Consider the following 26,849-nt stretch of genomic DNA (forward strand, 5'->3'; position numbering starts at 1 on the left):
TACCGACGACGCCCAGTCGGCCCTCCGCCGAACCATGGAGCAGTTCGCGGACAACACCCGCTTCATCCTCTCGTGTAACTACTCCAGCCGGATCATCGACCCCATCCAGTCGCGGTGTGCCGTCTTCCGGTTCTCGCCCCTGCCCGACGAGGCCATCGCGGCGCAGGCGCGGGAGGTCGCCGACGCGGAGGGTATCGAGATGACCGACGCCGGCCTCGACGCCCTGGTCTACGCCGCGGGCGGCGACATGCGCCGCGCGATCAACACGCTGCAGGCCGCGGCGACGACGGGTGAGACGGTCGACGAGGAGGCGGTCTACACGGTCACCAGCACCGCCCGTCCCGAGGAGATCGAGTCGATGGTCGAGGCGGCCATCGAGGGGGACTTCCCCCGTGCCCGCTCGACGCTCGAAACCCTCCTGGTCGACGCGGGGATGGCCGGCGGCGACGTGATCGACCAGCTTCACCGCTCGGCGTGGGACTTCGACCTCGACGACCGCCGGACGGTCCAGTTGATGGAGCGGCTGGGCGAGGCCGACTACCGGATCACCGAGGGCGCCAACGAGCGGGTGCAGTTGGAGGCGCTGCTGGCGTCGCTTGCGCTGGAGGAGTAGGGAGCGGGGCGGTCCGTCGCAGCGGCCGATTATCATCCGCGATACGAGATGCGTTGCGTATATACTGGTCTGCGGATCACGCCCCCTCGTGACGGACCTCAAAATCACGGAGCGGGAGCGGGAGGACGTGAGTGGGGAGCGGCTCACCGATCGGATCGGCATCGACGACGGGGAGATCAACTGGCGGAAGGATTTCACCCAGTTCGACGGCGACGACGAGGAGCGACTCGCGGAACTGTCACACGTGTTCGAGACGGTCGCCGACGACCTGGTCGAGGAGTTCTACGACCACATCCAGTCGTACTCGCAGTCGGTCGCGATTCTGGACTCGTCGTCGAAGTCGGTCGAGGCGCTGAAGCGGAGCCAGACGGAGTACCTGAAGGATCTGGGACGGGGCGACTACGGCCAGTCGTACTTCGACCGTCGGGCCCGGATCGGGAAGATTCACGACATGCTCGATCTGGGACCCAAAATCTATCTCGGCGCGTACTCCGTCTACTACGAGGGGATCCTCGACGCCATCGCGACGGACGTCAAAGAGGAGATGGGAGACCAGTCCGTCGACGAGGCCGTGGATCGGGTCGTCGAGCGCTCCCTCTCGGCGCTCAAGCTCATCAACCTCGACCAGCAGATCGCGATGGACACGTATCTCCACTCGTACACCGAGCAGATCGAGTCGGAACTGGAGCGCCAGCAGTCGGTCGCCGAAGACGTCGAGTCCGCGGTCGCCGAACTCCACGACGCGTCCGCGGAGGTCGCCCAAAGCACCAGACAGATCGGCCACATCACGGAGGACCAGGCGACCAACATGACGGAGATTTCGGGCGAGATATCCAGCCTCAGCGCGACGGTCGAGGAGGTGGCGTCGACCGCGAACGAGGTGGCGGCGACGAGTGCGCGGGCGGAGGAGCTCGCCGCCGACGGCCGGGACTCCGCCGAGGACGCGATGGCGGTGATGGACGAGGTCGGTGTCGCCGCCGAGGACGTCACCGAGGACGTCGAACACCTCAAAACGCGCATCGACGACATCGACGAAGTCGTCGAGGTGATCGACGACATCGCGGACCAGACGAACCTGCTCGCGCTGAACGCTTCCATCGAGGCCGCCCGGGCGGGCGAGGCGGGCGAGGGCTTCGCCGTCGTCGCCGACGAGGTGAAGTCGCTAGCCGAGGAGTCCCAGCGCCAGGCCGGACGGATCGAGACGATGATCGACGAGATTCAGGCGGAGACGGCGAACACCGTCGACAGCCTCGAGACGACGACCGACCGGCTCGACGTCGGCGTCGAACGGGTGGCGTCGGCAATGGAGCTGCTGGACGACATCGACGACGCCGTCACCGAGGCGTCCAGTGGCATCGCGGAAGTCGCCGACGCGGCCGACGACCAGGCCGCAAGCACCGAAGAACTCGCGTCCATGATCGACCAGGCGAGCACGCAGGCCGCTCGGATCGAGAGCGAAGTCGACGACATCGCGACCGCCAATCGGGAACAGACGGGGCGGCTCGACGACATCGCCGACACCGTCGAGGAGTTGACCCGGAGCTGAGCCGCGGTGATCCGCCGGGACCAGTCACGACGCCGCGTGTCGCCCCACGGGACCCGCCGAGCCGCCTTCCCGGAACTGTTTTAGGCGGAGACGGGCCAAAGAGGGTGTAATGAGCGAACTCGAAGACGCCTACCGCCTCGACTACTTCGAGGAGGAGGGGTTCACACGCCAGGAGTGTTCCTCGTGTGGGGTTCACTTCTGGTCGCGTATCGAGCGCGACACCTGCGGTGAACCCCCCTGTGACGACTACGCGTTCATCGGCTCCCCCGGGTTCGACGAGGCGTACACGCTCGAGGAGATGCGCGAGGCGTTCCTCTCTTTCTTCGAGGATCACGACCACGAGCGCATCGACCCCTACCCCGTCGCGGCGAACCGCTGGCGGGACGACGTGCTGCTGACGCAGGCCTCCATCTACGACTTCCAGCCGCTGGTCACGTCCGGCGAGACGCCGCCGCCAGCCAACCCCCTGACCATCTCCCAGCCCTGCATCCGGATGCAGGACATCGACAACGTGGGCAAGACCGGCCGGCACACGATGGCCTTCGAGATGATGGCCCACCACGCGTTCAACACCCGCGAGGACGCCGAAGACGACTACGCCTACGAGGGCGAGGTGTACTGGAAGGACGAGACGGTCCGGTACTGCGACGAGTTCTTCGCGTCCATGGGCGTCGACCTCACGGAGATCACCTACATCGAGGACCCGTGGGTCGGCGGCGGCAACGCCGGCCCGGCGTTCGAGGTGATCTACCGTGGCCTCGAACTCGCCACGCTCGTCTTCATGTCGATGGAGCAGGACCCCGACGGCGAGTACGAGATGAAGGACGGTAACCGCTACAGCCCGATGGACACCTACATCGTCGACACGGGCTACGGGCTGGAGCGGTGGACGTGGATGAGTCAGGGGACGCCGACGGTGTACGAGGCCGTCTACCCCGAGATGATCGACTTCCTCACGGAGCACGCGGGGATCGACCACTCCGACGAGGAGCGGGACCTGATCCGCGAGGCCGCCCGCCTCTCGGGCTATCTCGACGTCGACGAGGTCGAGGACCTCTCCTCGGCCCGCGCGGAGGTGGCCGAGGAACTCGGCGTCGACGCCGCCGACCTCACCGCCCTCCTCGAACCCATGGAGGACGTCTACGCCATCGCCGACCACTGCCGGACGCTCGCGTACATGCTCGGCGACGGCATCGTCCCCTCGAACGTGGGCACGGGCTACCTCGCCCGGATGGTGCTCCGGCGGACCAAACGCCTCGTCGACGGCCTCGACATCGACGCCCCGCTCGACGAACTCGTCGACATGCAGGCCGAGCGCCTGGGGTACACCAACCGCGACACCATCCGCGACATGGTGCGCACCGAGGAGCGCAAGTACCGCGAGACGCTCGAACGCGGGTCGCGGAAGGTCGAGAGCATCGCCGAGGAGTACGCCGAGCGGGACGAGCCCATCCCCCGGGAGACGCTGATCGAACTCTACGACTCCCACGGCATCCAGCCGGACATGGTCGCCGACATCGCGCGCGAACACGGCGCCGCCGTCGACGTGCCGGACGACTTCTACGGCCTGGTCGCCGCCCGCCACGAGAGCGGGGGCGGCGCCGAGTCGTCGACGGAGCGCGACGACCGACTGGCCGACCTGCCCGAGACGGAGCGCCTCTTCTACGACGATCAGGAGCGCACCGAGTTCGAGGCGGTCGTCCTCGACGTGTTCGAGCGCGAGGAGGGGTACGACGTGGTGCTCGATCAGACCATGTTCTACCCGGAGGGCGGGGGCCAGCCGGCCGATACGGGGATCCTCTCGACCGACGAGACGACCGTCGAGGTGACGGACGTCCGACGGCGCGACGGCGTGGTCCTCCACCGGACGACCGGCAATCCCGGGAAAGGCGAGTTCGTCCGCGGGCGGATCGACGCCGACCGCCGGTTCAGCCTGATGCGACACCACACCGCGACCCACGTCGTCGGCCACGCCGCCCGGGAGGTGCTCGGCGACCACGTCCGACAGGCCGGCGCGCAGAAGGGCACCGACCAGTCGCGCCTCGACGTCCGCCACTTCCGGCGGATCAGCCGCGAGGAGGTCAAGGAGATCGAACGCGTCGCCAACGAGATCGTGACCGACAACCTGCCGGTCACCCAGGAGTGGCCCGACCGCCACGAGGCCGAGGCCGAACACGGCTTCGACCTCTACCAGGGCGGCGTCCCGCCGGGACAGCAGATCCGACTCATCCACGTCGACGACGATGTGCAGGCGTGTGCGGGCACCCACGTCTCGCGGACGGGCGACATCGGGGCGATCAAGATCATCAAGACGGAGCCGATCCAGGACGGCGTCGAGCGCATCGTCTTCGCGGCCGGCGAGGCCGCCATCGAGGCGACCCAGCGGACCGAGGACGCCCTCTACGCGGCCGCCCACACCCTCGACGTCTCCCCCGACGCGGTGCCCGAGACGGCCGAACGCTTCTTCGAGGAGTGGAAGGAGCGGGGCAAACAGATCGACCGCCTGAAGGAGGAACTCGCGGAGGTGCGCGCGGCGGCCGCCGACGCCGACGAGGTGGACGTGGGCGGCGTCCCGGCCGTGATCCGGCGGATGGACGCCGACGCCGACGAACTGCGCGCGACGGCGAACGCCATCGTCGACGAGGGATCGGTGGCCGTCCTCGGGAGCGCCGCGGGCGGGAGCGCCCAGTTCGTCGTCGGCGTTCCCGACGACGTGGACCTGAACGCCGGTGACGTCGTGGGCCGCCTCGCGAGTCGCGTCGGCGGCGGCGGCGGCGGCCCCCCCGACTTCGCGCAGGGCGGCGGCCCCGACGTCGACGCCCTCGACGAAGCCCTCGACGAGGCGCCCGACGTGCTCCGGGCGATCCGGAACGCCTGACCGGGCCGATATCATCAGTGAAACTGACAGCCGAGTATTGATATACGATCGCGACGACAGTTCCCCCGTGAAATCGTCGTCGCGCGTTCCGAGCGCCTCGGCGCTGTCGGTGTACGGCCTGCTCGCCGCGGGCGCGCTGGCGCTGGTCAGCGTCTCGCTCCCCGGCGGATCGCTGCTGAAGCAGGTGTCGCCCGCCGCCCTGGTGACCGGTACGAACCCGATCGACCTCCCGTCGCTCGCCTTCGGCGGCGGACTGCTCGCCGTCGGCGTCGCGGCCGTCGCCCTCGGCCTGGCGCTGCTGTTCGCTCGCGTGTCCTAAGTCCACCCGGAACGTAGCCCCGCCCATGCCCACCGCGTCCAACGGCTCCGTGTCCCTCTACTACGAGACCGACGGCGACTCCGACCGCGAGACGGTCGTCTTCCTCGGCGACGCGGGGTACGGCGCCTGGCAGTGGGGCTGGCAACACGCCGGTCTGACGGGCCCCTTCGAGACGCTGGTGACCGACCTCCGAGGCGCCGGGCGCTCCGACGCCCCGCCCGGGCCCTACGCCGTCGACGACCTCGTCGCCGACGTGCAGGCCGTCCTCGCCGATCACGGGACCCGACGGGTCCACGTCGTCGGCGCCGGCCTCGGGGGGATGGTCGCGCTCGAACTCGCGCGGGTCTCCTCGCGGCCCCGGTCGCTCGCCCTCCTCGGCACCGCCCCCGTCGGCGCCGGCTTGACGCTCGACCCGCTGTTCGGCGCGCCCGACGACCCCGACGCCCTGGAATCGTCGCTCGCGGCCGCCCTCTCCCGGGAGTTCCTCGACTCCCATCCCGACGCCGTCGAGCGGATCGTCGACTGGCGCGCCGCCGAGGACGCACCCCGGGAAGCGTGGGCGGCCCAGGTCGCCGCCGTCGAGGCCTTCGACGTCTCGGATCGCCTGTACGAGATCGACGTTCCGGCGCTGGCGTTGCACGGCCGCGACGACGCCGTCTGGCCGATCGAGCGGGGGCGCCGCCTCGCTGAGGGACTGCCGCGCGGGGAGTTCGTCCCGCTGGACGGCGGCCACCTGATCGGGATCGAACGCTCCCGCGCCGTGAACGACCGATTGGCCGGCTTCTTCGACGGCCGGTAGGCACAAGAGCCAACAGGCTCGACCCCCTTCGTTCGACCGATGAGTCGCCCCCGTCTCGCGCTACTGGACGCCTCCCACGGTGCCGACCACACCCGCCGCAACTTCCGGCGGGAACTGGACGCCGACCTGGCGGAGTTCGACGTGACCGCCGGCGACCTCCCGCCCGGGTTCGCGTACGACGGCGCCGTCGTGACCGGGTCGCGGGCCTCCGTCTACTGGGACGAGCCGTGGATCGACGACCTGCTCGACTGGATCGGCGAGGCCGCCGACCGCGGACTGCCCATCCTGGGCGTCTGTTACGGCCACCAGGCGCTCGCCACGGCCCTCGGGGGGCGCGTCGAAGCGATGGACGACATCGAGATCGGCTACCGCGAGATCGACCGCGCGGACGACCCGCTGTTCGCGGGCGTCGACGCCCCGCTCGTCGCCTTCGAGACCCACTCGGATCGGGTGGTCGACCTCCCGCCCGGCGCGACGCTCCTCGCCGAGAACGAGCGGGGGGTGCAGGCGTTCCGCCGCGGCGACTGCTGGGGCGTGCAGTTCCACCCGGAGTACGACCGCGACAGCGCGGAACGGGTCACGCGCCGGAAGGACCTCCCCGAGGAACGCATCGCGGCCGTCGTCGACGGCATCGACGACGACAACTACGCCGCGGCCTGCCGGACCAAGACGCTGTTCGACAACTTCACCGAGTACGTGCGGCGGGTGGCCGAGGACGAGGGCGTGGCGGCGTCGGACGCGTAGTTCGTCGACGATACGACCGTGTCGATCGGATCGACCCGAGGTCTCCGATCCCCACCCGACGGCAGAATCGGCGGCCGACGCGAGTCCGTGCGCCGTTCGGTCGCCCGGCGTTCGGACCCCCCTCACGCACCCGGAGCGAACGCCGCCGGCGAGCGCTCGAACTCAGCCAGTCGGTCACCGCAACCGGTGCAGGTGACCGCGACGACGTCCGCCGACCGACAGCACGACTCGACGGTGTCGTCCGACGCGGTCGTCTCGCTTCCACAGACCGGACACGTCGCCGCGAGGCCGCGGATCCGCGCCGTCAGGTCCGCCCGCACCACCCGGTCGAGGTCGGCCCAGGCGTCGCCGTCGAGGGTCAGTTCGGCTGCGACGTCGGCGACGAGGGCGGTCCGCGACGGCCAGTCGCCGGCCCACTCGCCGTCGACGGCGAGGGTCACGCCGCCGTCCGCGTCGTCGACGGCGACGCGCTCGGGGGCGACCGACAGCGCCTCGGCGGCCGCCTCCCGGACCGCCGCGTCGTCGCCGGCGAGTCGACCGGCGGCCGTCGACCACGACGCCCGGAACGACGCGGACAGCGACGGCTCGTCGGGGTGCGCGAGCACCCCGAGTTCGACGAGCATCTCGGTCGGGTCGTCGGTCGCCGAGACCGACCCGTTCGGGACCGCGAAGCCGCCGCGTCGGGGCCGGGACTTCCCGAACGCGGCGAGCAGCCGATCCGGCAGATACCGTCGGGTCAGCCGCGGGGTCCCGGGGACGACGTACCCCCTGAAGCCGATGACCGCGAGGCCGCCACACGCGACGGCGACCCCGGCCGGAAGGGCGACGGCCCCGATCAGGGCCGCCGCGGCGCCCACCAGCGCCACGTTGATCGCGGTACACGGATAACAGCGGTTCTCGCCGATGTACGCCGGTTCCCGAAGTCGGTCGACGAGGGATCCCGTCATTCGTCGATCCCTGCGGCCCGAGCCGACAAATCGCTGACGGGGGACGACACCGTTTGGCACCCCACGTCGTCGTACTGCCGTTCGAACGATATATAGAAAACATACGGATCGGTTCGAAAATGTTCAGAAGTGACCGGTATCGAGCGGAACTTGCCAGTCATATAAACTATTTTTTAAAAATCCTTCCCGGGTGTAACCGATGTCAGAGGACCACAGTTCCCGACGGCGGACGTTCCTGAGTAGTTCCGCAGCCGCGATCGCCGCCGGACTCGCCGGGTGTGCCGGCGGCGTCGGCGGTGGCGGTGGCGGCGGTGGCGGGAGTGGTAGCGGCGGCAGCGATGGCAGCGGTGGCAGCGGCGGCAGCGACCCGAAACTGGCGGAGGCGAGCGCCTTCGATCCGGCGGAGCCGGCCTGGCGGGAGAACAACTACCTGTCGGCGCCGCTCGTCGAGGCGGGGTACGAGCGCGGAACGCAGGCCGACCTCGAACGGATGGGGAGCCGGGAGGTCGAGGAGATTCCGCACGGCGACCCGGTCAGGGAGCCCCCCGAGGACGAGAGCGAGCTGCTCGATCCAGACACGCTCGTCTTCACGGAGAGCCCGAGCGAGGACGTCCAGGGCCGCTACGCCGAGGACTTCCAGGCCGTCTTCGACCGGATCGAGGAGGAGACGGGCAAGCCGGTCGAGTTCAACAGCGTCAACAGTTACGCCGCCTCGGTCGAGGCGATGCGCTCCGAGCGGGCCCACATCGCGAACTTCTCGACCGGGACGACGTGTTTCGCGGTCAACCTCGCGGGCGCGGTGCCCTTCGCCGCCGGCATCGCGCCGGACGGCTCCTTCGGGTACCGCCTGTTCGCGACGACGCGGGCGGACGCCAGCAGCATCCGTAGCGTCGAGGACTTCGCGCGGGACGAGGTGAAGATGGCCCACGCCGAACCCGCGTCGAACTCCGGCCACCAGGCGCCCTCCGCGCTGTTCGACCAGTACTTCGACGTGACCGCCGGCGAGGACTACGAGATCAACTTCTCGGGCGGCCACTCCCAGACCACCCGGGGGATCGCCGCCGGCGACTACGACGCCGGCCCCATCTGTTCGACCTGTTTCAAGGACACCGTCGAGGCCGACAGCAACCTGAGCTTCGACGACTTCAAGGTCGTCTGGGCGTCCGACCCGTTCCCGAACGGTCCCGTCGCCTTCCGCTACAACCTGCATCCCGACATCGTCGAGGGGATCCGGACCGCCTGGCTCGAGACCGACTTCGAGGGCACGTCGTACGCCGAGCGCACCGGCTACGACGAGTACGTTCCCATCGAGTACCGGCGACACTGGTACAACATCATGGTCATCCAGCGGTACAACGGCGTCGAATACACCCAGAGTGCCCTCGGCGAATGACGCTCGAAGTGTCCGATCTCAGGAAGACGTACTCGACGGGCGACGAGGCGCTGAAAGGCGTCAGCCTCTCGATCGAGGGCGACGAGACGATGGCGATGATCGGACCGAGCGGTGCGGGCAAGAGCACGTTCGTCAGATGCGTCAACCGACTCACGGAGCCCAGCGGCGGCAGCGTGCGTCTCGACGGCACCGAACTGACGGCCCTGGCGGACGACGAACTCCGCGAAGCACGGCGAAACATCGGGATGATCTTCCAGGAGTACAACCTGGTCGAGCGGCTCACCGTGATGGAGAACGTCCTCACGGGGCGGCTGGGCTACGTCTCACCCTGGCGTGCGTTTCGACGGAACTTCCCGCCCGATGACGTGGAGCGGGCCTACGAGATCCTCGACCGCGTCGGCCTTGACGGTATGGAGAACAAGCGGGCGGACGAACTGTCGGGCGGGCAGCGCCAGCGGGTGGGCATCGCCCGGGCGGTCATCCAGCAGCCGAAGATCCTGCTCGTCGACGAGCCGACCTCCAGCCTCGATCCCGAGACCTCGAACACCGTGATGCGACTGCTCACCGACATCGCCGCCGAGCGGGAGGTCCCCGTGCTGATCAACATCCACGAGGTCGACCTCGCACTGGAGTACGCCGACCGCGTCGTCGGCCTCCACGACGGCGAACTCGTCTTCGAGGGCACGCCCGCAGACATCGGCGACGAGACGCTCGATCGGGTGTATCGGGGCGCCGAGGTGCCGGATTCGGGCACGTCCGGGTCCACGTCCTCGGGGACGGAGGACGCGCGACCCGCCGTCGGGGCGGATCCGGAGCGGTCGGTACCGGGTGGCTCCTGAGATGGCGACCGACGAGCGAACCTGGCGGCGGCCGACGGCGTTCCGCCGGCGGGAGATGAAGTGGGCCGTCTACGCCGGCATCGTGGCCTTCTTCCTCTGGTCGGCGTGGGGGATCGGTCTCGATCTCTCCCGCGTCGTCCGGGGGGTCGGACGCGGTGCGACGCTGCTCGGTGACTTCCTGCCACCGGACGCCACGCCCCGGCAGACACAGCGCATCGTGGACAAGATGGTCGAGAGCGTCGCCATGGCGATGGTGTCGACGGTGACGGGGATCGTCCTCAGCGTTCCGATCGCGTTCATGGCGGCGGAGAACCTCTCTCCGAAACCGCTGTACTACCTCAACCGCGGATTCATCTCCATCTCGCGGGCGTTCAACGCCATCATCGTCGCCATCCTCGTGGTGAAGGCCGTGGGCCTCGGCCCCCTCGCCGGCATCATCACGATCACGTTCAAGACGGTCGGCTTCTTCTCGAAGCTGTTCGCCGAGGACATCGAGGACATCGACATGGGCAGCGTGGACGCGGTGCGTGCGGCCGGCGCCTCGCCGGTCCAGACCCTGCTCTACGGCGTCGTCCCGCAGATCGTCCCCCGGTTCGCCGGTCTCAGCGTCTACCGCTGGGACATCAACATCCGCACCTCGACCATCGTCGGCATCGTCGGCGCGGGCGGCATCGGCTCGGTCTTGCTCACCGCGTTCAACCGCTACGACTACCCGTACGTCTCGGCGATCCTCCTCGCGATCATCCTGGTCGTGCTCGTCGCCGAGGGCGTCAGTGCGGTCGTTCGACGGAGGTACCAGTGATGGCCGGAACGAACGAGACGCGGACGTGGCAGCGGTTCGACCGACGGCGGCGATTCGGGCGGTATCTCGGCTGGCTCGCCGCGCTGATCGTGTTCGTCGCCTCCTGGCGGTTCCTGGAGACGGGCGTCACGAGACCCGAAACCATCCCGCGGGAGATCAACGACCTCCTGACGCGGATGTATCCGCCGGACGTCTCCTACACCGCCGAGATCGTCCGCCCGCTGATCGAGACGATCCACATCGCCGCGCTCGGCACCGCGGGGGCGCTCGTGCTCGCGGTCCCGGTCGCGCTGCTCGCCGCCGAGAACACGACGCCGAACGCGGCGACCTACTGGCTCGGAAAGGTCATCGTGACGGTGAGTCGGTCGGTCAACACCATCATCTGGGCGCTGATCTTCGTCGTGGTGTTCGGCACCGGCCCCCTCGCCGGCGCCGTCGCCATCGCCTTCCGCTCGGTCGGTTTTCTCGGCAAACTCATCGGCGAGGAGATCGAGGAGATCGACTTCGGGCAGGTCGAGGCCGTCCGCGCCGCGGGTGCCTCGCCGACACAGCTGCTCCTGTACGGGATCCTCCCGCAGGTGAAGCCGGCGCTGGTCGGCCTCAGCGTCTACCGGTGGGACATCAACGTGCGCGACTCGACGATCCTCGGGTTCGTCGGCGCCGGCGGCATCGGCGTCCAACTGTTCCGGGCGGTCAACGCCTTCGCCTGGCAGTCCGTGGCGACGGTCCTGCTGGTCATCCTCGGCGTGGTCGTCGTCAGCGAGGCCCTCTCGGCGTACGCCCGGTCGCTGGTCCGGTGAGACAGCCGTGACGCCATCCACGTCCGCTCCCGACGACGCCGCCCCCGACGACGCCGCCCCCGACGACGCCGCCCCCGACGACGCCGCCCCTGACGACGCCGCCCACGACGACCCGCCGATCCTCCTGTTCGACATGGACGGCGTGCTCGTCGAGGGACGCGGCACCGACGAGACGGTCCACGAGCGCGCGCTCGACGACGCCATCGCAGAGCGCGGCCTCGACGTCGACCCCGAGACGCGGGCCTTGCTCTCCGGCTACGAGTACGACGCCGACTTCGCACGCGGCTGTGCCCGCCTCGGCGTCGACCCCGTCGCCTTCTACGGCCTGCGGGAACGCCACGGCGAGCGCCGGGTCATCGACCGGCTCGAATCGGGGGTCCGGACGCTCTACCCCGACGCGACGGTCGTCCAGGAACTCGCCGAGCGATACACCGTCGGGGTGGTCAGCAACAACTACGACGGGGTCGTCCGGTTCGTCGTCGACCACCACGGCCTCGACGCGTTCGCACACGTCCGTGGCCGCGACACCGGCGTCCGCGGGTTCTACCGTCGCAAGCCCGACCCCCACTACCTCCTCGATGCGCTGGACTCGCTCGGCGGAGCCGACGGCTGCTACGTCGGCGACCGTGGCACCGACTTGCTCGCGGCGACCCGAGCGGGGCTGGATCCCGTCCTCGTGCGCCGACCGCACAACGACGGGCTGGTGCCTCCCGTGGAGCCGACGGTCGAGGTCGACTCGCTGAGCGCGCTCGCCGACCGGCTCTGAGACGCCGCCGTCGCTCCCGCCCACCACCGTTTTTCACCGCCGCCGACGGAGGGTCCGTATGGACCACGACCTGACCATCGACGAGAAGCGCGTCTACGCCGACCGGACGGGGGCCGCCGAGGTGCTCGTGGCCGCCGAACAGGGGCTGGTCGTCGCGTCGCTCTCCGGCGACCTCGTCGGGGAGTTCGGCCTCGATCACCGGGCGACGGTCCGCGACGTGGCCGCGACGGGGGATCGCCGCGTCGTCGCCACCGACGAGGACGTCCTCGTCGGGAGCTACGACCCCACCGACTTCGGCCCCGCCGTCGCGGTGGGCTTCGATCACGGGGGCGCGCCGCTCGCGGCCGGCCCGGACGGCCGGATCGCCCGCCTCTCGGACGGGTGGACGACGCTCGGCACCGTCGAGGAGCCCCGGGCCATCGACGGCGGGATGGTCGCCGCCGCCGACGGCGCGTACACCGTCGACGGCGGCCTGCGCGACGTCGGCCTCTCGGCGGTGGCCGACGTCCACGGCCGGGGGATGCCGCTCGCGGCGACGGCGGCCGGTCTCTACCGACTCGGCAACGGCTGGATGGACGAACGCGACGGCGCCTTCACGGCCGTGAGCGCCGACGCGGGCGACGACAGGGCCGCGGCCGTCGGCGAGTCCGGACTCCTCGTCCGCGAGGCCGTCGGCGAGTGGTCGCCGGTCGAGGCGCCAGCCGACGTCGTCGACGTGGGCTTCACCGACGCGGCGACGGTGGCGGTGACGGCCGAGGGGTCGCTGCTCGCGGACGCGGGCGAGGGCTGGCGGACGCGGGCACTGGGCGTCACGGGCGTCTCTCGGCTGGCGGTGCAGGCCTAACGGAAACGGTTTTCGGGGCGGCCGTCGACCCGTCGGTATGATCGTTCCCGGTTCGGAGTCACAGGCACTCGGCGCGGCGCTGGCCGCCGAGACGGGAGACTCGCTCGCCGAGGTGAGCTACGAGCGGTTCCCGGACGGCGAACGGATGGCGTCCGTCGGCGCCCCGGAGAGCGTCGGTCGGGCGGTGGTCGTCGCCGCGACGACCACCGACGCCGCACACGTCGAACTCCTGCAGTTACAGGACGCGGTTCGCGAGGCGGGCGCCGACGAGGTGGTGACCGTCCTCCCTTACATGGGGTACGGCCGACAGGAGCGCGCGTTCGAACCCGGGCAGCCGGTGTCGGCCCGCGCCGTCGCCCGCGCCGTGTCGACGGGCACGGATCGGGTCGTCCTCGTCGACCCACACGAGGCGTCGGTGACGGACTTCTTCGACGTCCCCTGTGACGTGGTTCGGGCGGCGTCGCGACTCGCCGCCCCGCTCCCGTCGGCCCTGACCGACCCGCTCTTTCTCTCGCCCGACGCGGGCGCCATCGGCCTCGCCGAGTCCGTGCGCGACGCCTACGGTCGCGGCGCCGTCGACTACTTCGAGAAGGTGCGCCACTCCGGGACGGAGGTGGAGATCACGCCGAGCGACGCCGGCGTCGAGGGGCGGGACGTGGTCGTCGTCGACGACATCGTCGCCACGGGGTCGACGATGAGCGAGTCCATCGCGGTCCTGAACGACCGCGAGGCCGCGGGCGTGTACGTGACCTGCGTCCACCCGCTGTTCGCGCGGTCGGCCCGGGCGAAACTCGAACGCGCCGGGGTCGAGGGGATCTACGCCACCGACACCATCGAACGCGACGTGACGGCCGTCTCCGTCGCCCCGGCCGTCGCCGACGTCCTGTAGGCGATGGCCGACCCCGACCGACCCGCCCCGGACGACGCCCTCGTCCTCGCGCCCGACTGCCGGCGCTGTCCCGCCCTCGTCGAGTCCCGCGACCGGATCGCGTGGGGGAACGGCCCGACCGACGCCGCGGTGGTGGTGGTCGGCGAGGCGCCCGCGGCGGGCGATCCGGACGCTCCCGAGTGGCCCGGCGGCAACCGCTCGGGGCTGGCCTACACCTCGCGACACTCCGGGCGCCGGATCCGCTCCCTCCTCGCCGACCTCGGCATCGACGACGCCTTCTACACGAACGCGGTGAAGTGTTTCCCCGCGGACGGCGACGGGTCGAACCGCGAACCCACGGCCGCCGAGCGGGCGAACTGCCGGTCGCACCTCCGGACGGAGGTCGAGACGGTCGACCCGGCGGTCGTCCTCCCGACCGGGAGACACGCGACCGCCTCGCTGCTCGCGGTCGAGGGCCGGGAACTCGACGGGTTCGTCGACCGCGTCCTCGACCCGGTCGACTGCCCGACGCTCGACACGACGGCCGTCCCCCTCCTCCACCCCTCCTACGCCGACGTGTGGCGGTCGCGACTCGGGTACGACCGCGAGGGGTATCGGACGGCGCTGGCGCGGACGCTCCGGGCCTGTGGCGTCGACGCCGACGGCTGATCGGCGCGCACCGCCTCGCGCCGGGACGCTTTTGAGCGTTGCCGCGCATCACTCGCGTATGAGCGACTGCATCTTCTGTTCGATCGTCGACGGGGAGATACCCAGCCACACCGTCCACGAGGACGACGCCGTCACCGCGTTCCTCGACGCCAACCCCCTCGCCCGCGGCCACACGCTGGTCATCCCCAAGGCCCACCACGAGCGGCTCAACGACCTGCCGGCGGACCTCGCGGCCGACCTCTTCGCCGCGGTCCACGACCTGACCGACCGCGTCGAGGCGGCCGTCGACGCCGAGGCGACGACCGTCGCCGTCAACAACGGCGAACTCGCCGGTCAGGAGGTGCCCCACGTCCACGTCCACATCGTCCCCCGGTTCGAGGGCGACGGTGGCCGGCCGATCCACGCCCTGATCGAGGAGCGACCGGACGTGGACGACGACGAACTCGTCGACGTCGCCGCCGCCATCGAATCCGCCTGAGCTCGCCCGCGACGAGAGATATCCACGAGCATTCATTAAATATCTAAATGTATGCTAGGATATCCAAGCAAACGCATTTATACTGCAAACTCGTGGCACAATATGGGAGAGGTGATCGAAATACGAACGATTCCGCACGATCCGTAACCGATCCGTGGCCGGACCGCCGGTCGGATCGACTGCGTCGTCAACGCCACACGAGACGGTCAGTCTCCAGGGTGATACGACTGGGAATGCTACCCGTATTCGTTCATGGCCGACGCCCCGCCCACTCCCGTGGGGCGTCCACCCTGTTTTCGCGACATGCCACACGCCGCCCGCTGACCGCGGGCGACGGTCCACCGACGATTCTCCCGACGCCGAGTCGCCGCCGTTCGTCGAAACCGAACGCCGCCCGACGACCGCCCGGTACAGGCGTGCGCGGTGAGCCCACGGCTTCGGCCTGCGAGGTGGTCAGGACGCCGTGGCGACGTATCGCGCGCCGTCGCGGTCGATAACCTCGCGCTCGGCCAGCGTGTCGAGAACCGGGAACAGCGTGATCTTCCGGAGGTCGAGCGCCTCGTGGAGTTCCTCGACCGTCGCGCCCTCGGCGGCGGCGAGGAACACGTAGACGAGTTTCGACTCCGCGGAGTTCAGCCCGTCGGGAACGTCGAGGGAGGTGTCGTCGGACGCGTCGGGACCGGTCGTATCGAGGTGGGTGGTGCTCATCTCGACTAGTTCACTTTCCTACAGATCCATAAATGTTTCTGCGATATGATATGTCGTGAACGATCCGGACGTTCCCCTTCAGTGACGATCGTGAACGATCCACTCGATACGGATATATAGGTTGGATAGGGGCTGACCGTTGGGTATTCGGTACGCACTCGCCGCGTCCATTCTCCGTTATCTTTCGGGAAGGATCCCCCACACCTACTAGGTTCGTGATAGTTCGGTCGGTCGGCGTGACCGTTCCCGTCTCGCCGCCCCCGTCCGCGGCGCTGTCCCGGGACCGCCGACCGAACGGTTATGCGCTCCGCCCGCCGAGGGGCCGTATGGCTCGCGTCACGGACCTCTTCGTCGCGCCCGAGGGATCGGCTCCCATGGAGGCGGTCGACCGCGTCGAGGCGGTCGCCGACGGCGGACTGCGCGGGGATCGCTACTGCACCGGCGAGGGGTACTACGCCCCCTACGACACCTGCCAGGTCACCCTCGTCGCCGCCGAGGACGTCGCCGAAATCGAGCGCGAGGCCGGCATCGACCTGACCGACGGACAGCACCGGCGCAACGTCGTCGTCGCCGGCGTCGACCTCCACGACCTGCTCGACCACCGGTTCCGGGTCGGCGAGGCGACGCTCGTCGGCACCCGCCCCCGTCCGCCCTGCGCGCACGTCGAGCAACTCGCCGACCAGGAGGGGGTCTCTCGCGCGCTCGGCGACGGCCGGGGCGGCATCTGTGCCGACGTGGTCGAGGGCGGTCCCGTCGCCGTCGGCGACGCGGTGACCGACCTCGGCTCGCGGGACCGCACCGACGCCGTCGTCGAGCGGTTGCGCTCCGAGGAGTGAGGTCACTCCTCGTCCGCGGTCGCGTCGACCGCGTCCCCGTACCAGTCGGGCCGTTCGACGGTCGTCGTGCCGACGCCGGTGATCCGAACGGTCGTCGAGACGTCGCGCTTCCCGGTCCGATACTGCACCGTCGCCTCGGTCCGCAGGGTTCGGACCACGCCGTCCGCGTCGACCAGGAGCGTCATCGAGGCGTTCGAGGCCACGGCGGTGTCGTTGAGCGCGGCGGTCACGCGGTAGAGTCGCCGGCCGTCGCGGTCGACCGGTTCGACCGTCGCCGTCCGCCGGGTGCTCAGGCGGTAGAGCGAGTTCCGCCGCAGCGCGCCGTTCAGCTTCACCGACGAGTCGAACAGCGGGACCCGTCGGTAGGTCGCCGTGCCGTTCCGCTGGACCCGTCGGTAGGTCGTCGTCCCGTTGCGCCAGGCGGCGACGCTCGTCGGGCCGGCGGCGTAGCGGGGCGGTGCGTCGCCGACGACACGCCGACTGCTCACCACCCGGCCGCGGATCGGGTCACCGGGATCCACGCGCCACGTCCGGTTGCTGACGACGCGGAACGAGCCGTTCGTCGGCCGCATCGTCGTCGTCGACCGCACCGTGAACGGCTGCGACTGGAGGGCGTCCGTGTGCGCCCCGATCAGCGCGCTCGTGTCGGTCACGCCGTCCTCCGAGAGGCCCGGCGGCGGCCCCGACCCTCCCGTCGGTGCGGTACAGCCCGCGGCGACGACCAGCAGACAGGTCAGCACCGCGATCCGGCGACTCATCGGGGGACCACCTCCGGGAACCCGTAGAAGAAGTAGTACATCTCCGCGACCCCCGACGCAGCGAGCAGGACGCCCGACGCGCGGTAGATCCGCTCGGTGTGGTCGCGCAGGATCGAGACGGCCGACGACCCCCCGAGCGCGGAGACGCCGGTCAGGGTCGTCAGGACGACGCTCATCCCGAGGGCGTAGGCGACGGCGATGCCGACGCCGACGGCTGGCGCCGACGCCAGCCCCTTCGCGACGACGGCGATGAACAGCGGCGCGGTACAGCCCGCGGCCGCACCCGCGTACAGGACGCCGAAGAGGAAGAACCCCACCACCGACCGCCGTCGCTCCGGCAGCCGCACGTGGACGAGCGAACCGCCCCGCCAGCCGAGCGCCATCGCGCCGCCGACGAGCAGGAACAGTCCCCCGACGACGACTTCGAGGACCGCGATGTCCGCCAGCGCTCGCGCGCCGAGCGCGACCGTCGTCCCGGCCAACCCGACGTACACGAGCGTGATGCCCAGGCCCGCGGCGACGCTGATCAGCCCCGCCCGGGCGAGGGGACCCCGAACCCGGCGGGTGAGCCGCCCGGCCGTGGCCTCGTCGTCCATCCGCGACGCGGTGTCGCCCAGGAAATACGAGAGGTAGCCGGGAAGCAGGGGGAAGGCACAGGGGGCGAAGAAGGTCACCGTCCCCGCCGAGAACGCCAGCCCGAACAGGGCCGGCAGCGCGAGCCCGCCCATTCAGGACTCCCCCACCAGCGGCGCGACGAGGGCGTCGAACTCCTCGAACGTGCGCGCCCGCACTTCGGGGTCGTCGCCCGTCGCCGGCGTCCCGTCCGCGTCGAACAGGAGGTTCGTGGGGTAACTGTTGGCGTTCCATCGCTGGGTGGCTTCGAGCGCGGGGTCGGAGACGACCGGCCACGTCCCCTCGTACTCCGTCCAGAACTCCCGGACGAGCGTCTCGTCGACTTCGGGCGTGATCGACACCATGTGCAAGGCGTCGGCGCCGTAGGCCGCCCGGAGCTTCCGGAAGTCGGGCATCTCGCGCTGACACGGCTTGCACCAGGTCGTGAAGAAGTTCAACAGGGTGACCGTCCCCGGCTCGACGAGGCGCACCTCGCCGTCCGGGAAGTCCCCCCGCGTGACGACCGAGGGGAGGGCGAGCGGGTCGTCGTCGCTCGGCGTTCCGGCGGGGTCGGTCGACGACCCGCCGAGACACCCGGCGGCGCCGCTGATCGCTGTGCCGATGGCTCCCAGGAGGAGCCGGCGCTGTCTGGAGGGCATGCGATTCGGGCGGTTTCGCTCGCCGATACAAATAGCTTGGTGGGCCGTCTCGCGGGACGACGGTCAGTAGGCGAACAGTTTCCAGGTCCACTCCCCGAGGGACCGCGGGCCGAGCGCCTCGGGCCGGCGCACGTCGATACCCACCTCGAAGGTGTAGCGGACCCGTGCGTCGATCCGCGTCTCCGACGCCCCCGTCCCCACCGTCGCTTCGAAGCGGTAGGTGATCGTTTCGACGGTGCCCCGCTCCGCGTCGAGGACGGCCCGCACTCTGGCGGCCGTCACGTTCGTGACCCGGTTCGGCGGCCGCGTCTGTGCCGTCGCGAACACCGCCTCGGGATCCGTGAGTTCGACGACCACCGCCGTGTCGTTGCGCTCGGCGACGCGCCAGCCCTCGACGCCGGGGTCGGGCGGCGTGAGTCCCCCCTCGTCGTGCAGGTCGTAGTCGGCCATCCACTGCACGTAGTCGGGCGACGCCCGCACGGGCCGTCCGTCGCCGACGGTTCGCTGCCCGAGGGCGAAGCGGTCGAGGCCACGGACCGGCGGCGACCCCGTCCCGGTGTCGGCGTATATCGACGGTCCGACCGCCTGCCCGCGGAGCAGTTGGCGGTACTGCCGGTCGGTCCGGTCCACCCGGTGTTCGACGACGAACGGCTCGGCGTCTCCGGGTCCGACCGTGATCCGGAACCGGTGGTCCCGTCGCTCGGTGTTCGACAGCGCCGTCGCGTACGCCGCCCCCGGATCCTCCGGGAGTCCCGCGGGCGACGCGTCCATCGGCCGGTGTTCGCCCACGCGAACGACGCCCGCGCCGACGACCGGGGCGACGACCACCGCGAGCGCCAGTCCGACGGCGACGGGCGACGGGCGGGTCGTGTCGGGTGGACGACCGTCGAGATGCAGGCTCGCGAGCGCCGCCAGCACGCCCATCCAGAGGATCATGACGCCGCCGCTCGTGGCCGCGAGGACGGCGACCGACCGCGTCGCGAGCACGGCCCCGACCCCCGCGGCGGCGACGCCGCCGGCGAGGACGCCGCCGCCGAGGTGAGCGAGGAGGACGACGCCGAGGCGCCGCGGCCGTTCGACCGCCGCGCCGACCGCGTCCCGGAGCGCCGTCCCGACGGACGCACTCGCGGCCCCGAGCGCCGTCGCCGGCACCGCCCACGCGACGACGGTTCCGAGCGCGACGCCGAGCAGCGGCGACAGCACGATCACCTCCGTCGAGGGAGTCCAGCCGGCCCAGTAGAGCGCCGCCCGGACCGGCGTGTCGACGAGGAGGAACAGCGCCGCTCCAGCGGGGACCGCGAGGAGGTGGCCGAGGACGGCGAGGGCGAGGAGTGACCGTGGCGACCGGTCGGCGCGGCGGCCGACTGCGACGAGGGTGACGACCGGTGGCCAGAGGACGGCGGCCGGCGGCGAGAGCAGCCAGCCCAGCAGTCCGCGGAGTCCCACCTCCCCGACGACGGCGAGGCCGGCCGCGGGGAGGTGCCACCGACGGGTCGCTATCCATCGACCGAGACGCTGGAGGGCGGACACGGGTAGCGATTGGGGCGGTGGGTCTTAATCCGGTCGGCCCGCGTGCCGGGGGCGAGGTCCGACCCGGGCTTAACACCGTCCCGACCCTACGGGGGGTATGTCGTCCCCCGACGCGCCGCCCGACCGGCAGTTCACCTTCGACTACGACCCCGGCGAACTCCGCTGCGGGCGCGGCCGCGCGGCCGACCTGGGCGACCTGCTGGCCGCCCGCGACTGCGCCCGCGCCCTCGTCGTCACCGGGTCGAACGTCGGCGCGAACCGTGCGGTCATGGACCCGGTCGAGGCGGGTCTGGACGGCCGCCTCGCCGGCGTCTTCGACGAGACCACCCCCGAGAAGTCGCTCGCGACGGGGCTGGCGGGCGCCCGACGCGCCCGCGAGGAGGGAGTCGACGCCCTCGTCGCCGTCGGGAGCGGCAGTAGCCTCGACGTGGCGAAGGTGATCGCCGCCCTCGAGAGCCACGCCGACCCCGCGGCCGCCGCCGAGCGCGCAGTCGAGTCGGAGCGCGTCCCGGTCGACGACGACCCCCTGCCCATCGTCGCCGTGCCCACGACGCTCGCCGGCGCCGACCTCTCGGTCATCGCCGGCGTCGGCCTCTCGCTTTCGGCGGGGAGGCCGCCCCACGAGGTCCCCAACGGCTCCGTGAGCGACGCGCGACTCATGCCGACCGCCCTGTGTTACGACCTCGCGCTCTTCGAGACGACGCCGAAATCCGTCCTCACGGCCTCGGCGATGAACGGCTTCGACAAGGCCGTCGAGTGTCTCTACTCGCCGCACGCCACGCCCGTGACCGACGCCACGGCGGCCCGCGCGCTCTCGCTCGCGTCGTCCGGGTTCCCGACCCTCCCCGAGGAGTCGATGGACGAGGGCAAGCTCTACGACGCCGTCTCGGGGGTCGTCCTCGCCCAGTACGGCATCTCGACGCCGGGCACGTACCGCGCGTCGATCATCCACGCCTTCGGCCACGGCTTCTCCCACGACTACGACGCCCACCAGGGGGTGGTTCACGGCGTCCTCGCGCCGCACGTCCTCCGCTACGTCTTCGACCGGACCCACGCGCGGCGCGACCTGCTGGCCGAGGCCCTCGGCGTCGCCGACGACGCGGCTGACCCCGCCGTCGCCGTCGTCGACGCCGTCGCGGGGGTCGCCGCCGACCTCGGGCTCCCGTCACGACTCCGCGAACTCGACGGTCTCGACCGCGCGCACCTGCCCGGGATCGCCGACGAGATCCGCGCCGACGGCCTCGTGGACGCGGCGCCCGTCGAGCCGACACGGGCGGAGATCCTGGCCGTTCTCGAAGACGCGTGGTGAGGATCCGTCGCCTACTCGCCGCCGAACTCGCTGCGGGCGTCGTCGAGTACCTCGCTGGCGTGCCCGCCCGGATCGGGAGCGTAGGTCGCCCGGACCTCGCCGTCCGCGATCAGGACGGTCCGCCGGTCGGCGTAGCCCAGGTCCGTCGAGACGCCGAAGGCCTCGGCCACCTCGCCCTCGGGGTCGGCGAGCAGGTCGAACGCCAGTCCCTCCGCCGCCGCGAACTCGGCGTGGCGCTCGACGTCGTCCATCGAGACGCCGTAGACCGTCACGCCGAGTTCGCCGAACGCCGACAGCGACTCCTGGAACTCGGATGCCTCGACGGTACACCCCTTGGTGAAGTCCTCGGGGTAGAAGAAGACGACCGTCGGCTCCGAGAAGTCGGGTGTCACCGACTCGCCGTGCTGGTTGGGCGCCGAGACGTCCGGGACCGGATCGCCGGGGTCGAGCATCGGCCGCCCTTCGGTCGCGACGGGGATAACCGGTTCGCCACCGGCGACTACCCCCGGATCGCCGCGAGCAACAGCGCCGCACCGAGCAGGCCGACCGTCCCCAGCGCGTACGCGACGATCGACTCCCGTTCCCCCGCGAAGACGACGAAGGCGCCCGCCGCGCCCAGAAAGCAGAGCCCGAGACCGCCGAGGGCGATCCTGACCGCCCGGTCGAGCCCCCCATCCGGATGCCAGTCGCTCGTCCGGGCGACGGTGTCGAGGCCGTCCGCGACCCGGTCGGCGGCGTCGACCGGCACGACCAGCAGGAGCGGCCGACCCCACCACCCCCGGCGCCGGTATCGCGGGACGAAGACGACGTAGTCGCCGACGCGGCGGCGGTGAACCCGCCGAAGCGGCGAGAGGTCGAACGTCCGCACCGACCGGTCGTCCGGGTCGGGGGCCGCCGTCGCGACGTACTCGGCGGCGGCCGCGCCGGTCACCAGCCGGAGCCGCGCCGTCTCCGGATCGAGCCGGCCCACCGTGTACCGCACGTCCACCGCCGCCCGGCAGACGGCGACGGCGACGGGGTAGGCGAGCAGGAGAGCGGGCTGGACCGCCAGCGGCAGGAACAGGAGCGCGGCGCCGAACAGGCCGATCGGCAGGTAGCGGAGCCGGAGCCACCCGGTCGACGGCAGCAGCGTCTCGCGTTCGCGCGCGGTCCCGTGTTCGGCCGACAGCAGGACGTACCACAGCGACGCCGGCCCCCCGACGAGGAGGAGCACCCCGACGAGGACGGCGATCCGCGCGTCCCCGCCGCCGACGCCCCGAACCACGAGGAGTCCGAGCAGCGCCAGCAGGCCCAGCGCGAAGAGCCCGGCGACGCCCGCCAGGAGGTGCCACACCGCGAGCCGGAAGCGGTCGGCGTCGCGGTCCGGATACGCTGCCCACGTAACGACGTGGCCGTCCTCGGCGTCGTCGGACATCGCCCGGCTATCCGGCGGGCGCCGCCAAGGCTCTTACCCCTCAGCGAACGCGCTCACCTCGCCCGTCGGCGTCCGGACGGTGACGGTCTCGCCGTCGTCGTCGATGGCGGCCGCGTCCCGGTCGAACGCGACCGTCCGCACGCCGGGGTCGCCCTCCGGCCCCTCGCCCGTGTAGACGACGAGCCGTTCGCCGGGGCGGAGGTCCGGCAGCGGCTCCAGCCCCTCGCCCGTTATCGTCCCGGTCTGCTCCTCGAAGTCGACCACGTAGCCGTCGACGGGCAGGTCCCCGCTCCCCGCGTGTTCGAGGATCACCGCCTCGCCGTTCGTCGGGTCGCCGGCCGGCGTGTCCGGCGCCGACCCGGTGCCGTCGGCGTCCACCTCGTGGATCGTCAGCCCGTCCGGCGCCGGTCCCGTGGCGAACCGCAGGAGGTCGCCGAACCGGTACGGCGCCGCCCGCTCCGGTTCGTCGTCCGGAACCTCGGTCACCGCTCGCGGGAGGACCGGCCGCCAGTCCGGCGTCTCGTCGACGAACGGCCGCTCGTCGGCGTCGACCAGTCCGCGGATCACCTCGCCGACGATACGGCTGCCGACCGCGCCAAGCCGGTGACCGTCGTTCTGCCGGTCGGCCTCCGCGAGGACGTACAGCCACGCCGGCGCCTCGGTGTCGGCGCCGCGGTGGACGTCGGTCAGGTAGTCGCCGAACGACCGGCCGCTCCCCAGGGGCAGGTCGTCGTTGGAGAGGGGGTCGACGTCCATCGCCCGCGCCAGCGCCTGCCCGGACGGCAGGCCGAGCGCCTTCCCGCGCCGGAGGTTCCGGGCCGCCAGCGACGCCGGCTCCTCGTCGACGAACGGGAGCAGGTGCAGCGCCGGCGGCAACTCCGCGTCGATTCTCGCCGCGGGCTGGGGCGACTCGTCGGTCTCGGCTCCGTGGTCGAAGAAGTACGGCCACTCGACGACGAGGCGGTCCGGCACGGGCCGGAACCCGTCGAGGTGGTCGTCCGTCTCCGCCTCCATCACCCCCGGCGGGAGGTCCGGCCCCTCCGTCCCCGCCGCCATCTTCAGCGTCTTCTCCGGCGCCGGTCCCGGGAAGAACTGCACGTCCCCCGAGTCGCGGTTGACCGTGTAGGCGTCGCGGATCTGACTGTGGCCGTAGCGGTAGGCCGCGACGGCGAACTCCACGGGGATCGCCACGGGATCGTCCGGGTCGAGGAAGAACCGACGGCCGTGGGCGCGGACGTCGTCGAGGACCGTGTTGTCACACACCCGCGGGAGGAACTCGTGGAGCACGAGCCACTGGTAGTGCCAGCGGACGAGGCGCTGGGCCGCCCCGAAGGCGTCCTCCTCGTCCTCGATCAGGTCGTGCCCGTCGCCCGAGCGGACGTAGTCGACGACGCGGTTGTGGAACTTCAGGAACGTCAACAGCAACTGCGAGATGACCAGGTTCTCGTCGTTGCGCGGGTCGACGATGAGCGCGCTCCCCTGCCCGTTTCGCTGGAGGTCCGTGGCCCCGAACCGCGCCGCCCGCGTCGCCGACTCGTCGGCCGGGGACGCGCCCGCCGCCGGCCCGGTGAGGAGTTTGGCCTCGTGGGGGTCGTCGTCGTCGTAGAGGAAGGGCCGCACTTCCGACCCGGCGCCGTACATCGAATCCAGATCCAGCGCCGGCGTCCGAAAGTTCCGAAGCGCCTCCGGATCGTTCCGACGCTCCAGCGCCGACGTGGGATCGAACGTGATCTCGTGGTCGACGAACTGGCCGAAGAAGGCCACTCCCGAGGGCACGTCGGCGTCCGCCCTCGCCCCCGGCTCCCCGAGCATCGGCCCGACGAGTTCGTCCCCGTCGACCTCGTACTCGCCCAGCGCGTCCAGGAACGCGTCGTCCCGGACGTACGGGTCGAGGTGTGCGAACCGGTTCGCGAACCGGTGGCTCCTGACCCGCCCGCTCCTCGTCGTCGCCGCCTCGTTCAGTCCGCGGTGTTCCAGACTCCCGTGGTGCCTCTCCATGTGGATCGACAACAAATGGCTCACAGATAAATGTTAGCTATCGGAACATAGATCCGCAGTGACCACTTCCCGACCGCACGCGCCTCGTGGCGTCGCCGGGCGGCGAGCCGCGGATTCCGGTGCCGTCCGTCGATCGGCGCCGGATCGTCCCGCGGCCGACGCCCGCAGGTGACGAGCGCGTGTCGGCCGAAATACTGATGGTCAATTGTCACTTTGGCGAGGGTGGTCGTCGGTCGGTGCGTAAGACCGCACGGCCGACGTCGCGATACAGCCAGTGGGTCGTCGCGTACACGCCGGCCAGTGCGTTGGGGAGGCGCTCGCGCTTCGGGACGCGGACGGGGAAGTCGCCGCTCCGGCGGCGGCGACGACGGAGACGGCGATACTCGCTCGTCCCCCCGGCTCTCGCCCCCACGTTTTTGTCGGACGGCGACGCCATGCCGTCCCATGAGCGACGGTGACGTCGGAACGGTAGCGCTGGTCGGCGCGACCGGCGGTGCGGGCACCACGCGACTGACGGTCGAACTCGGCGCGCTCCTCGCGGCCGACGGGCGCGACGTCGCACTACTCGACGCCGCGTTCGCGACGCAGGGGCTCTCCGATTACCTCTCCGGGCGGCTGGATCCGGACCTGACGGCGCTGCTGACCGACCGCCGGGAGGCGCCGCTCGCGGACGGACTGGTCGACGTTCCGATCGATACCGACGCCGGCCGGCTGGCCTGCTGTCCCGCCGCCGCGCCGTTCGAGCGCCTCGCCCGCGCGAAGTCCGCCGACTCGGCGCAGGCCCTCGAATCCCGCATCGCCACGGCGGCCGAGACGTTCGATCACGTCGTCGTCGACACGCCGCCCGTGGCCGCGAACCAGTCGGTCGCGGCGGTGAACGCCGCCGACCGTGTCGTCGTCGTCGCCCCGGCGACGACCCGCGGGCGCGACGCCGTCCAGCGGATGCGCGGGCGACTCGACGACGTCGGCTCGTCCGTCGACGCTGCCGTGGCGACCCGCGGCGACCTGTCGGTCGCGGACGCCGTCTTCCCCGAGACGGCGGCGGCCGTGACCGACGCACCGACGTGTCTCGACGAGCGGTCGGTCGCGGCCGCCGTCGCCGACGTCGCCAGCGTCGCCGTCGGCGTCGACCCGTCCTCCGGGGAAGACCCCGGACTGCTCGGGTCGGTCGGCGAGTTCGTCTCGCGGTAGCTACCGCAGGTCGCCGACGGAACTCATCGTCTCCGCCAGCGCGTCGCGCTTGTCGACGGTCGCCGTCGAGTCGGGTTCGAGAACGCCCTCGACGGCGTCGGACAGGTCCGGGACGGGGTCGTGGGTCTCGACGTACGCCGCCAGCGCGAAGTCCGCCTCGTCGGCACCGGCGAGTTCGACCGCCTCGGAACGGGGGAGGTCGCCGTTCAGCCAGTCCCGGAGCACGCGGCGGGCGGTCGGGGCGAGCGGGGACAGCCCCGTGACCCCACACCGGTGGAGGAGTTTGGCGGCCGTCATCGGCGCGACCCCCGCCTCGCGGGCGCAGTCGCCGACGCTCGTCCCGGCCGCGTACGCCTCCAGTACCGTCGCCGCCGCCTCGGGCGTACACGGGAGTGCGTCGTCGTGGTCCTCGAGGCGGGCGACCAGGTCGTCACCAGTCGCGTCCACCGTCGGCACCCCACGCTCGCGCTGGCGGTCGTGTACCTCGATTCCCGCGGCGATGTCCGACAGGGCCATCGCCCCACAGTGG

27 protein-coding genes and 1 pseudogene are annotated in these 26,849 nt (G+C 71.2%); 18 read left to right on the forward strand and 10 right to left on the reverse strand.

Translation table 11 applies throughout. The features are described 5' to 3' along the window. Position 1 precedes the first annotated feature (1 nt). The 6 genes and pseudogenes from NBT67_RS12795 to NBT67_RS12820 all read left to right on the forward strand — a co-directional run. Positions 2 to 613: pseudogene (locus NBT67_RS12795) on the forward strand (replication factor C small subunit); the annotation flags it as partial. Between the two features lie 88 nt (positions 614 to 701). Next, positions 702 to 2,159: a globin-coupled sensor protein gene (locus tag NBT67_RS12800; protein WP_251342132.1), complete on the forward strand. Its 1,458-nt coding sequence runs from the start codon at positions 702 to 704 to the stop codon at positions 2,157 to 2,159. Positions 2,160 to 2,268: 109 nt separating this feature from the next. After that, complete coding sequence (alaS, locus tag NBT67_RS12805) at positions 2,269 to 5,037, forward strand: alanine--tRNA ligase (RefSeq protein ID WP_251342133.1); 2,769 nt, start codon at positions 2,269 to 2,271, stop codon at positions 5,035 to 5,037. Positions 5,038 to 5,104: 67 nt separating this feature from the next. Continuing rightward, entirely contained in the window at positions 5,105 to 5,356 is a 252-nt protein-coding gene (locus NBT67_RS12810; RefSeq protein ID WP_251342134.1) for a hypothetical protein, read from the forward strand. A 25-nt stretch (positions 5,357 to 5,381) separates the two neighbouring features. Continuing rightward, positions 5,382 to 6,155, forward strand: coding sequence for an alpha/beta fold hydrolase (locus tag NBT67_RS12815; RefSeq protein WP_251342135.1), 774 nt, complete (start codon positions 5,382 to 5,384; stop codon positions 6,153 to 6,155). 39 nt (positions 6,156 to 6,194) lie between these two features. Beyond that, entirely contained in the window at positions 6,195 to 6,899 is a 705-nt protein-coding gene (locus tag NBT67_RS12820; RefSeq protein WP_251342137.1) for a type 1 glutamine amidotransferase, read from the forward strand. Positions 6,900 to 7,021: 122 nt separating this feature from the next. Here the strand turns inward: NBT67_RS12820 and NBT67_RS12825 are convergent, their stop codons facing one another. Continuing rightward, positions 7,022 to 7,846 carry a DUF8054 domain-containing protein gene (locus NBT67_RS12825; RefSeq protein ID WP_251342139.1) on the reverse strand — a complete coding sequence of 275 codons (825 nt, stop codon included), beginning with the start codon at positions 7,844 to 7,846 and terminating at the stop codon, positions 7,022 to 7,024. Between the two features lie 199 nt (positions 7,847 to 8,045). Here NBT67_RS12825 and phnD point away from each other — a divergent pair, with 199 nt between their 5' ends. Genes phnD through NBT67_RS12870 form a run of 9 tightly spaced genes read left to right on the forward strand, consistent with a single transcriptional unit; the run spans position 8,046 to position 15,305 of the window. Beyond that, on the forward strand, positions 8,046 to 9,239 hold the full coding sequence (gene phnD / locus NBT67_RS12830) for a phosphate/phosphite/phosphonate ABC transporter substrate-binding protein (RefSeq protein WP_251342141.1): 1,194 nt from the start codon (positions 8,046 to 8,048) through the stop codon (positions 9,237 to 9,239). Next, the gene (gene phnC, locus NBT67_RS12835) at positions 9,236 to 10,078 is read left to right on the forward strand and encodes a phosphonate ABC transporter ATP-binding protein (protein WP_251342143.1); all 843 of its coding nucleotides are present in this window, start codon (positions 9,236 to 9,238) and stop codon (positions 10,076 to 10,078) included. The genes phnD and phnC overlap by 4 nt, the downstream gene beginning before the upstream one ends. Before the next feature lies 1 nt (position 10,079). After that, the gene (phnE, locus tag NBT67_RS12840) at positions 10,080 to 10,880 is read left to right on the forward strand and encodes a phosphonate ABC transporter, permease protein PhnE (protein ID WP_251342145.1); all 801 of its coding nucleotides are present in this window, start codon (positions 10,080 to 10,082) and stop codon (positions 10,878 to 10,880) included. Then, positions 10,880 to 11,680, forward strand: coding sequence for a phosphonate ABC transporter, permease protein PhnE (gene phnE, locus NBT67_RS12845; RefSeq protein WP_251342147.1), 801 nt, complete (start codon positions 10,880 to 10,882; stop codon positions 11,678 to 11,680). Before phnE (NBT67_RS12840) ends, phnE (NBT67_RS12845) begins: the two co-directional genes overlap by 1 nt. Positions 11,681 to 11,687: 7 nt before the next feature. After that, positions 11,688 to 12,446, forward strand: a complete 759-nt coding sequence (locus tag NBT67_RS12850) for an HAD family hydrolase (RefSeq protein ID WP_251342149.1) — start codon at positions 11,688 to 11,690, stop codon at positions 12,444 to 12,446. A gap of 58 nt (positions 12,447 to 12,504) precedes the next feature. Further along, positions 12,505 to 13,290 (forward strand): HVO_0234 family beta-propeller protein, encoded by a 786-nt coding sequence (locus NBT67_RS12855; RefSeq protein WP_251342151.1) that lies wholly within the window; start codon positions 12,505 to 12,507, stop codon positions 13,288 to 13,290. 37 nt (positions 13,291 to 13,327) lie between these two features. Continuing rightward, complete coding sequence (gene prs / locus NBT67_RS12860) at positions 13,328 to 14,179, forward strand: ribose-phosphate diphosphokinase (RefSeq protein WP_251342154.1); 852 nt, start codon at positions 13,328 to 13,330, stop codon at positions 14,177 to 14,179. Between the two features lie 3 nt (positions 14,180 to 14,182). Next, positions 14,183 to 14,827 carry a uracil-DNA glycosylase gene (locus NBT67_RS12865; RefSeq protein WP_251342156.1) on the forward strand — a complete coding sequence of 215 codons (645 nt, stop codon included), beginning with the start codon at positions 14,183 to 14,185 and terminating at the stop codon, positions 14,825 to 14,827. Between the two features lie 58 nt (positions 14,828 to 14,885). Then, positions 14,886 to 15,305, forward strand: a complete 420-nt coding sequence (locus NBT67_RS12870; protein WP_251342158.1) for an HIT family protein — start codon at positions 14,886 to 14,888, stop codon at positions 15,303 to 15,305. A gap of 453 nt (positions 15,306 to 15,758) precedes the next feature. Here NBT67_RS12870 and NBT67_RS12875 read toward each other — a convergent pair whose 3' ends face one another. Then, positions 15,759 to 16,013: a helix-turn-helix domain-containing protein gene (locus tag NBT67_RS12875; RefSeq protein ID WP_251342160.1), complete on the reverse strand. Its 255-nt coding sequence runs from the start codon at positions 16,011 to 16,013 to the stop codon at positions 15,759 to 15,761. Positions 16,014 to 16,339: 326 nt separating this feature from the next. Here NBT67_RS12875 and NBT67_RS12880 point away from each other — a divergent pair, with 326 nt between their 5' ends. Continuing rightward, on the forward strand, positions 16,340 to 16,849 hold the full coding sequence (locus NBT67_RS12880) for an MOSC domain-containing protein (protein ID WP_251342161.1): 510 nt from the start codon (positions 16,340 to 16,342) through the stop codon (positions 16,847 to 16,849). A gap of 2 nt (positions 16,850 to 16,851) precedes the next feature. On the opposite strand, the gene NBT67_RS12885 is transcribed toward NBT67_RS12880, so the two are convergent. The 4 genes from NBT67_RS12885 to NBT67_RS12900 form a co-directional block, all read right to left on the reverse strand. Continuing rightward, positions 16,852 to 17,607: a hypothetical protein gene (locus tag NBT67_RS12885; RefSeq protein ID WP_251342163.1), complete on the reverse strand. Its 756-nt coding sequence runs from the start codon at positions 17,605 to 17,607 to the stop codon at positions 16,852 to 16,854. Then, positions 17,604 to 18,335 (reverse strand): cytochrome c biogenesis CcdA family protein, encoded by a 732-nt coding sequence (locus NBT67_RS12890; RefSeq protein ID WP_251342164.1) that lies wholly within the window; start codon positions 18,333 to 18,335, stop codon positions 17,604 to 17,606. The genes NBT67_RS12885 and NBT67_RS12890 overlap by 4 nt, the downstream gene beginning before the upstream one ends. Further along, positions 18,336 to 18,878, reverse strand: coding sequence for a TlpA family protein disulfide reductase (locus NBT67_RS12895; protein ID WP_251342166.1), 543 nt, complete (start codon positions 18,876 to 18,878; stop codon positions 18,336 to 18,338). 63 nt (positions 18,879 to 18,941) lie between these two features. Next, the gene (locus NBT67_RS12900; RefSeq protein WP_251342168.1) at positions 18,942 to 20,408 is read right to left on the reverse strand and encodes a hypothetical protein; all 1,467 of its coding nucleotides are present in this window, start codon (positions 20,406 to 20,408) and stop codon (positions 18,942 to 18,944) included. A gap of 97 nt (positions 20,409 to 20,505) precedes the next feature. Between NBT67_RS12900 and NBT67_RS12905 the strand changes: the two genes are divergently transcribed. Then, positions 20,506 to 21,717, forward strand: coding sequence for an iron-containing alcohol dehydrogenase family protein (locus NBT67_RS12905; protein ID WP_251342170.1), 1,212 nt, complete (start codon positions 20,506 to 20,508; stop codon positions 21,715 to 21,717). An 11-nt stretch (positions 21,718 to 21,728) separates the two neighbouring features. On the opposite strand, the gene NBT67_RS12910 is transcribed toward NBT67_RS12905, so the two are convergent. Genes NBT67_RS12910 through NBT67_RS12920 form a run of 3 tightly spaced genes read right to left on the reverse strand, consistent with a single transcriptional unit; the run spans position 21,729 to position 25,129 of the window. Then, positions 21,729 to 22,169, reverse strand: a complete 441-nt coding sequence (locus tag NBT67_RS12910; protein WP_251342171.1) for a peroxiredoxin — start codon at positions 22,167 to 22,169, stop codon at positions 21,729 to 21,731. Positions 22,170 to 22,216: 47 nt separating this feature from the next. Next, the gene (locus NBT67_RS12915; RefSeq protein WP_251342173.1) at positions 22,217 to 23,131 is read right to left on the reverse strand and encodes a hypothetical protein; all 915 of its coding nucleotides are present in this window, start codon (positions 23,129 to 23,131) and stop codon (positions 22,217 to 22,219) included. A 33-nt stretch (positions 23,132 to 23,164) separates the two neighbouring features. After that, on the reverse strand, positions 23,165 to 25,129 hold the full coding sequence (locus NBT67_RS12920) for a peroxidase family protein (RefSeq protein WP_251342176.1): 1,965 nt from the start codon (positions 25,127 to 25,129) through the stop codon (positions 23,165 to 23,167). Between the two features lie 444 nt (positions 25,130 to 25,573). Here NBT67_RS12920 and NBT67_RS12925 point away from each other — a divergent pair, with 444 nt between their 5' ends. Beyond that, on the forward strand, positions 25,574 to 26,320 hold the full coding sequence (locus NBT67_RS12925; RefSeq protein ID WP_251342178.1) for an AAA family ATPase: 747 nt from the start codon (positions 25,574 to 25,576) through the stop codon (positions 26,318 to 26,320). Here NBT67_RS12925 and NBT67_RS12930 read toward each other — a convergent pair whose 3' ends face one another. Beyond that, entirely contained in the window at positions 26,321 to 26,836 is a 516-nt protein-coding gene (locus tag NBT67_RS12930) for a DUF7858 family protein (protein ID WP_251342180.1), read from the reverse strand. Positions 26,837 to 26,849 lie beyond the last annotated feature (13 nt).

Source organism: Haloplanus sp. GDY1, from assembly GCF_023703775.1.
GTDB lineage: Archaea > Halobacteriota > Halobacteria > Halobacteriales > Haloferacaceae > Haloplanus > Haloplanus halophilus.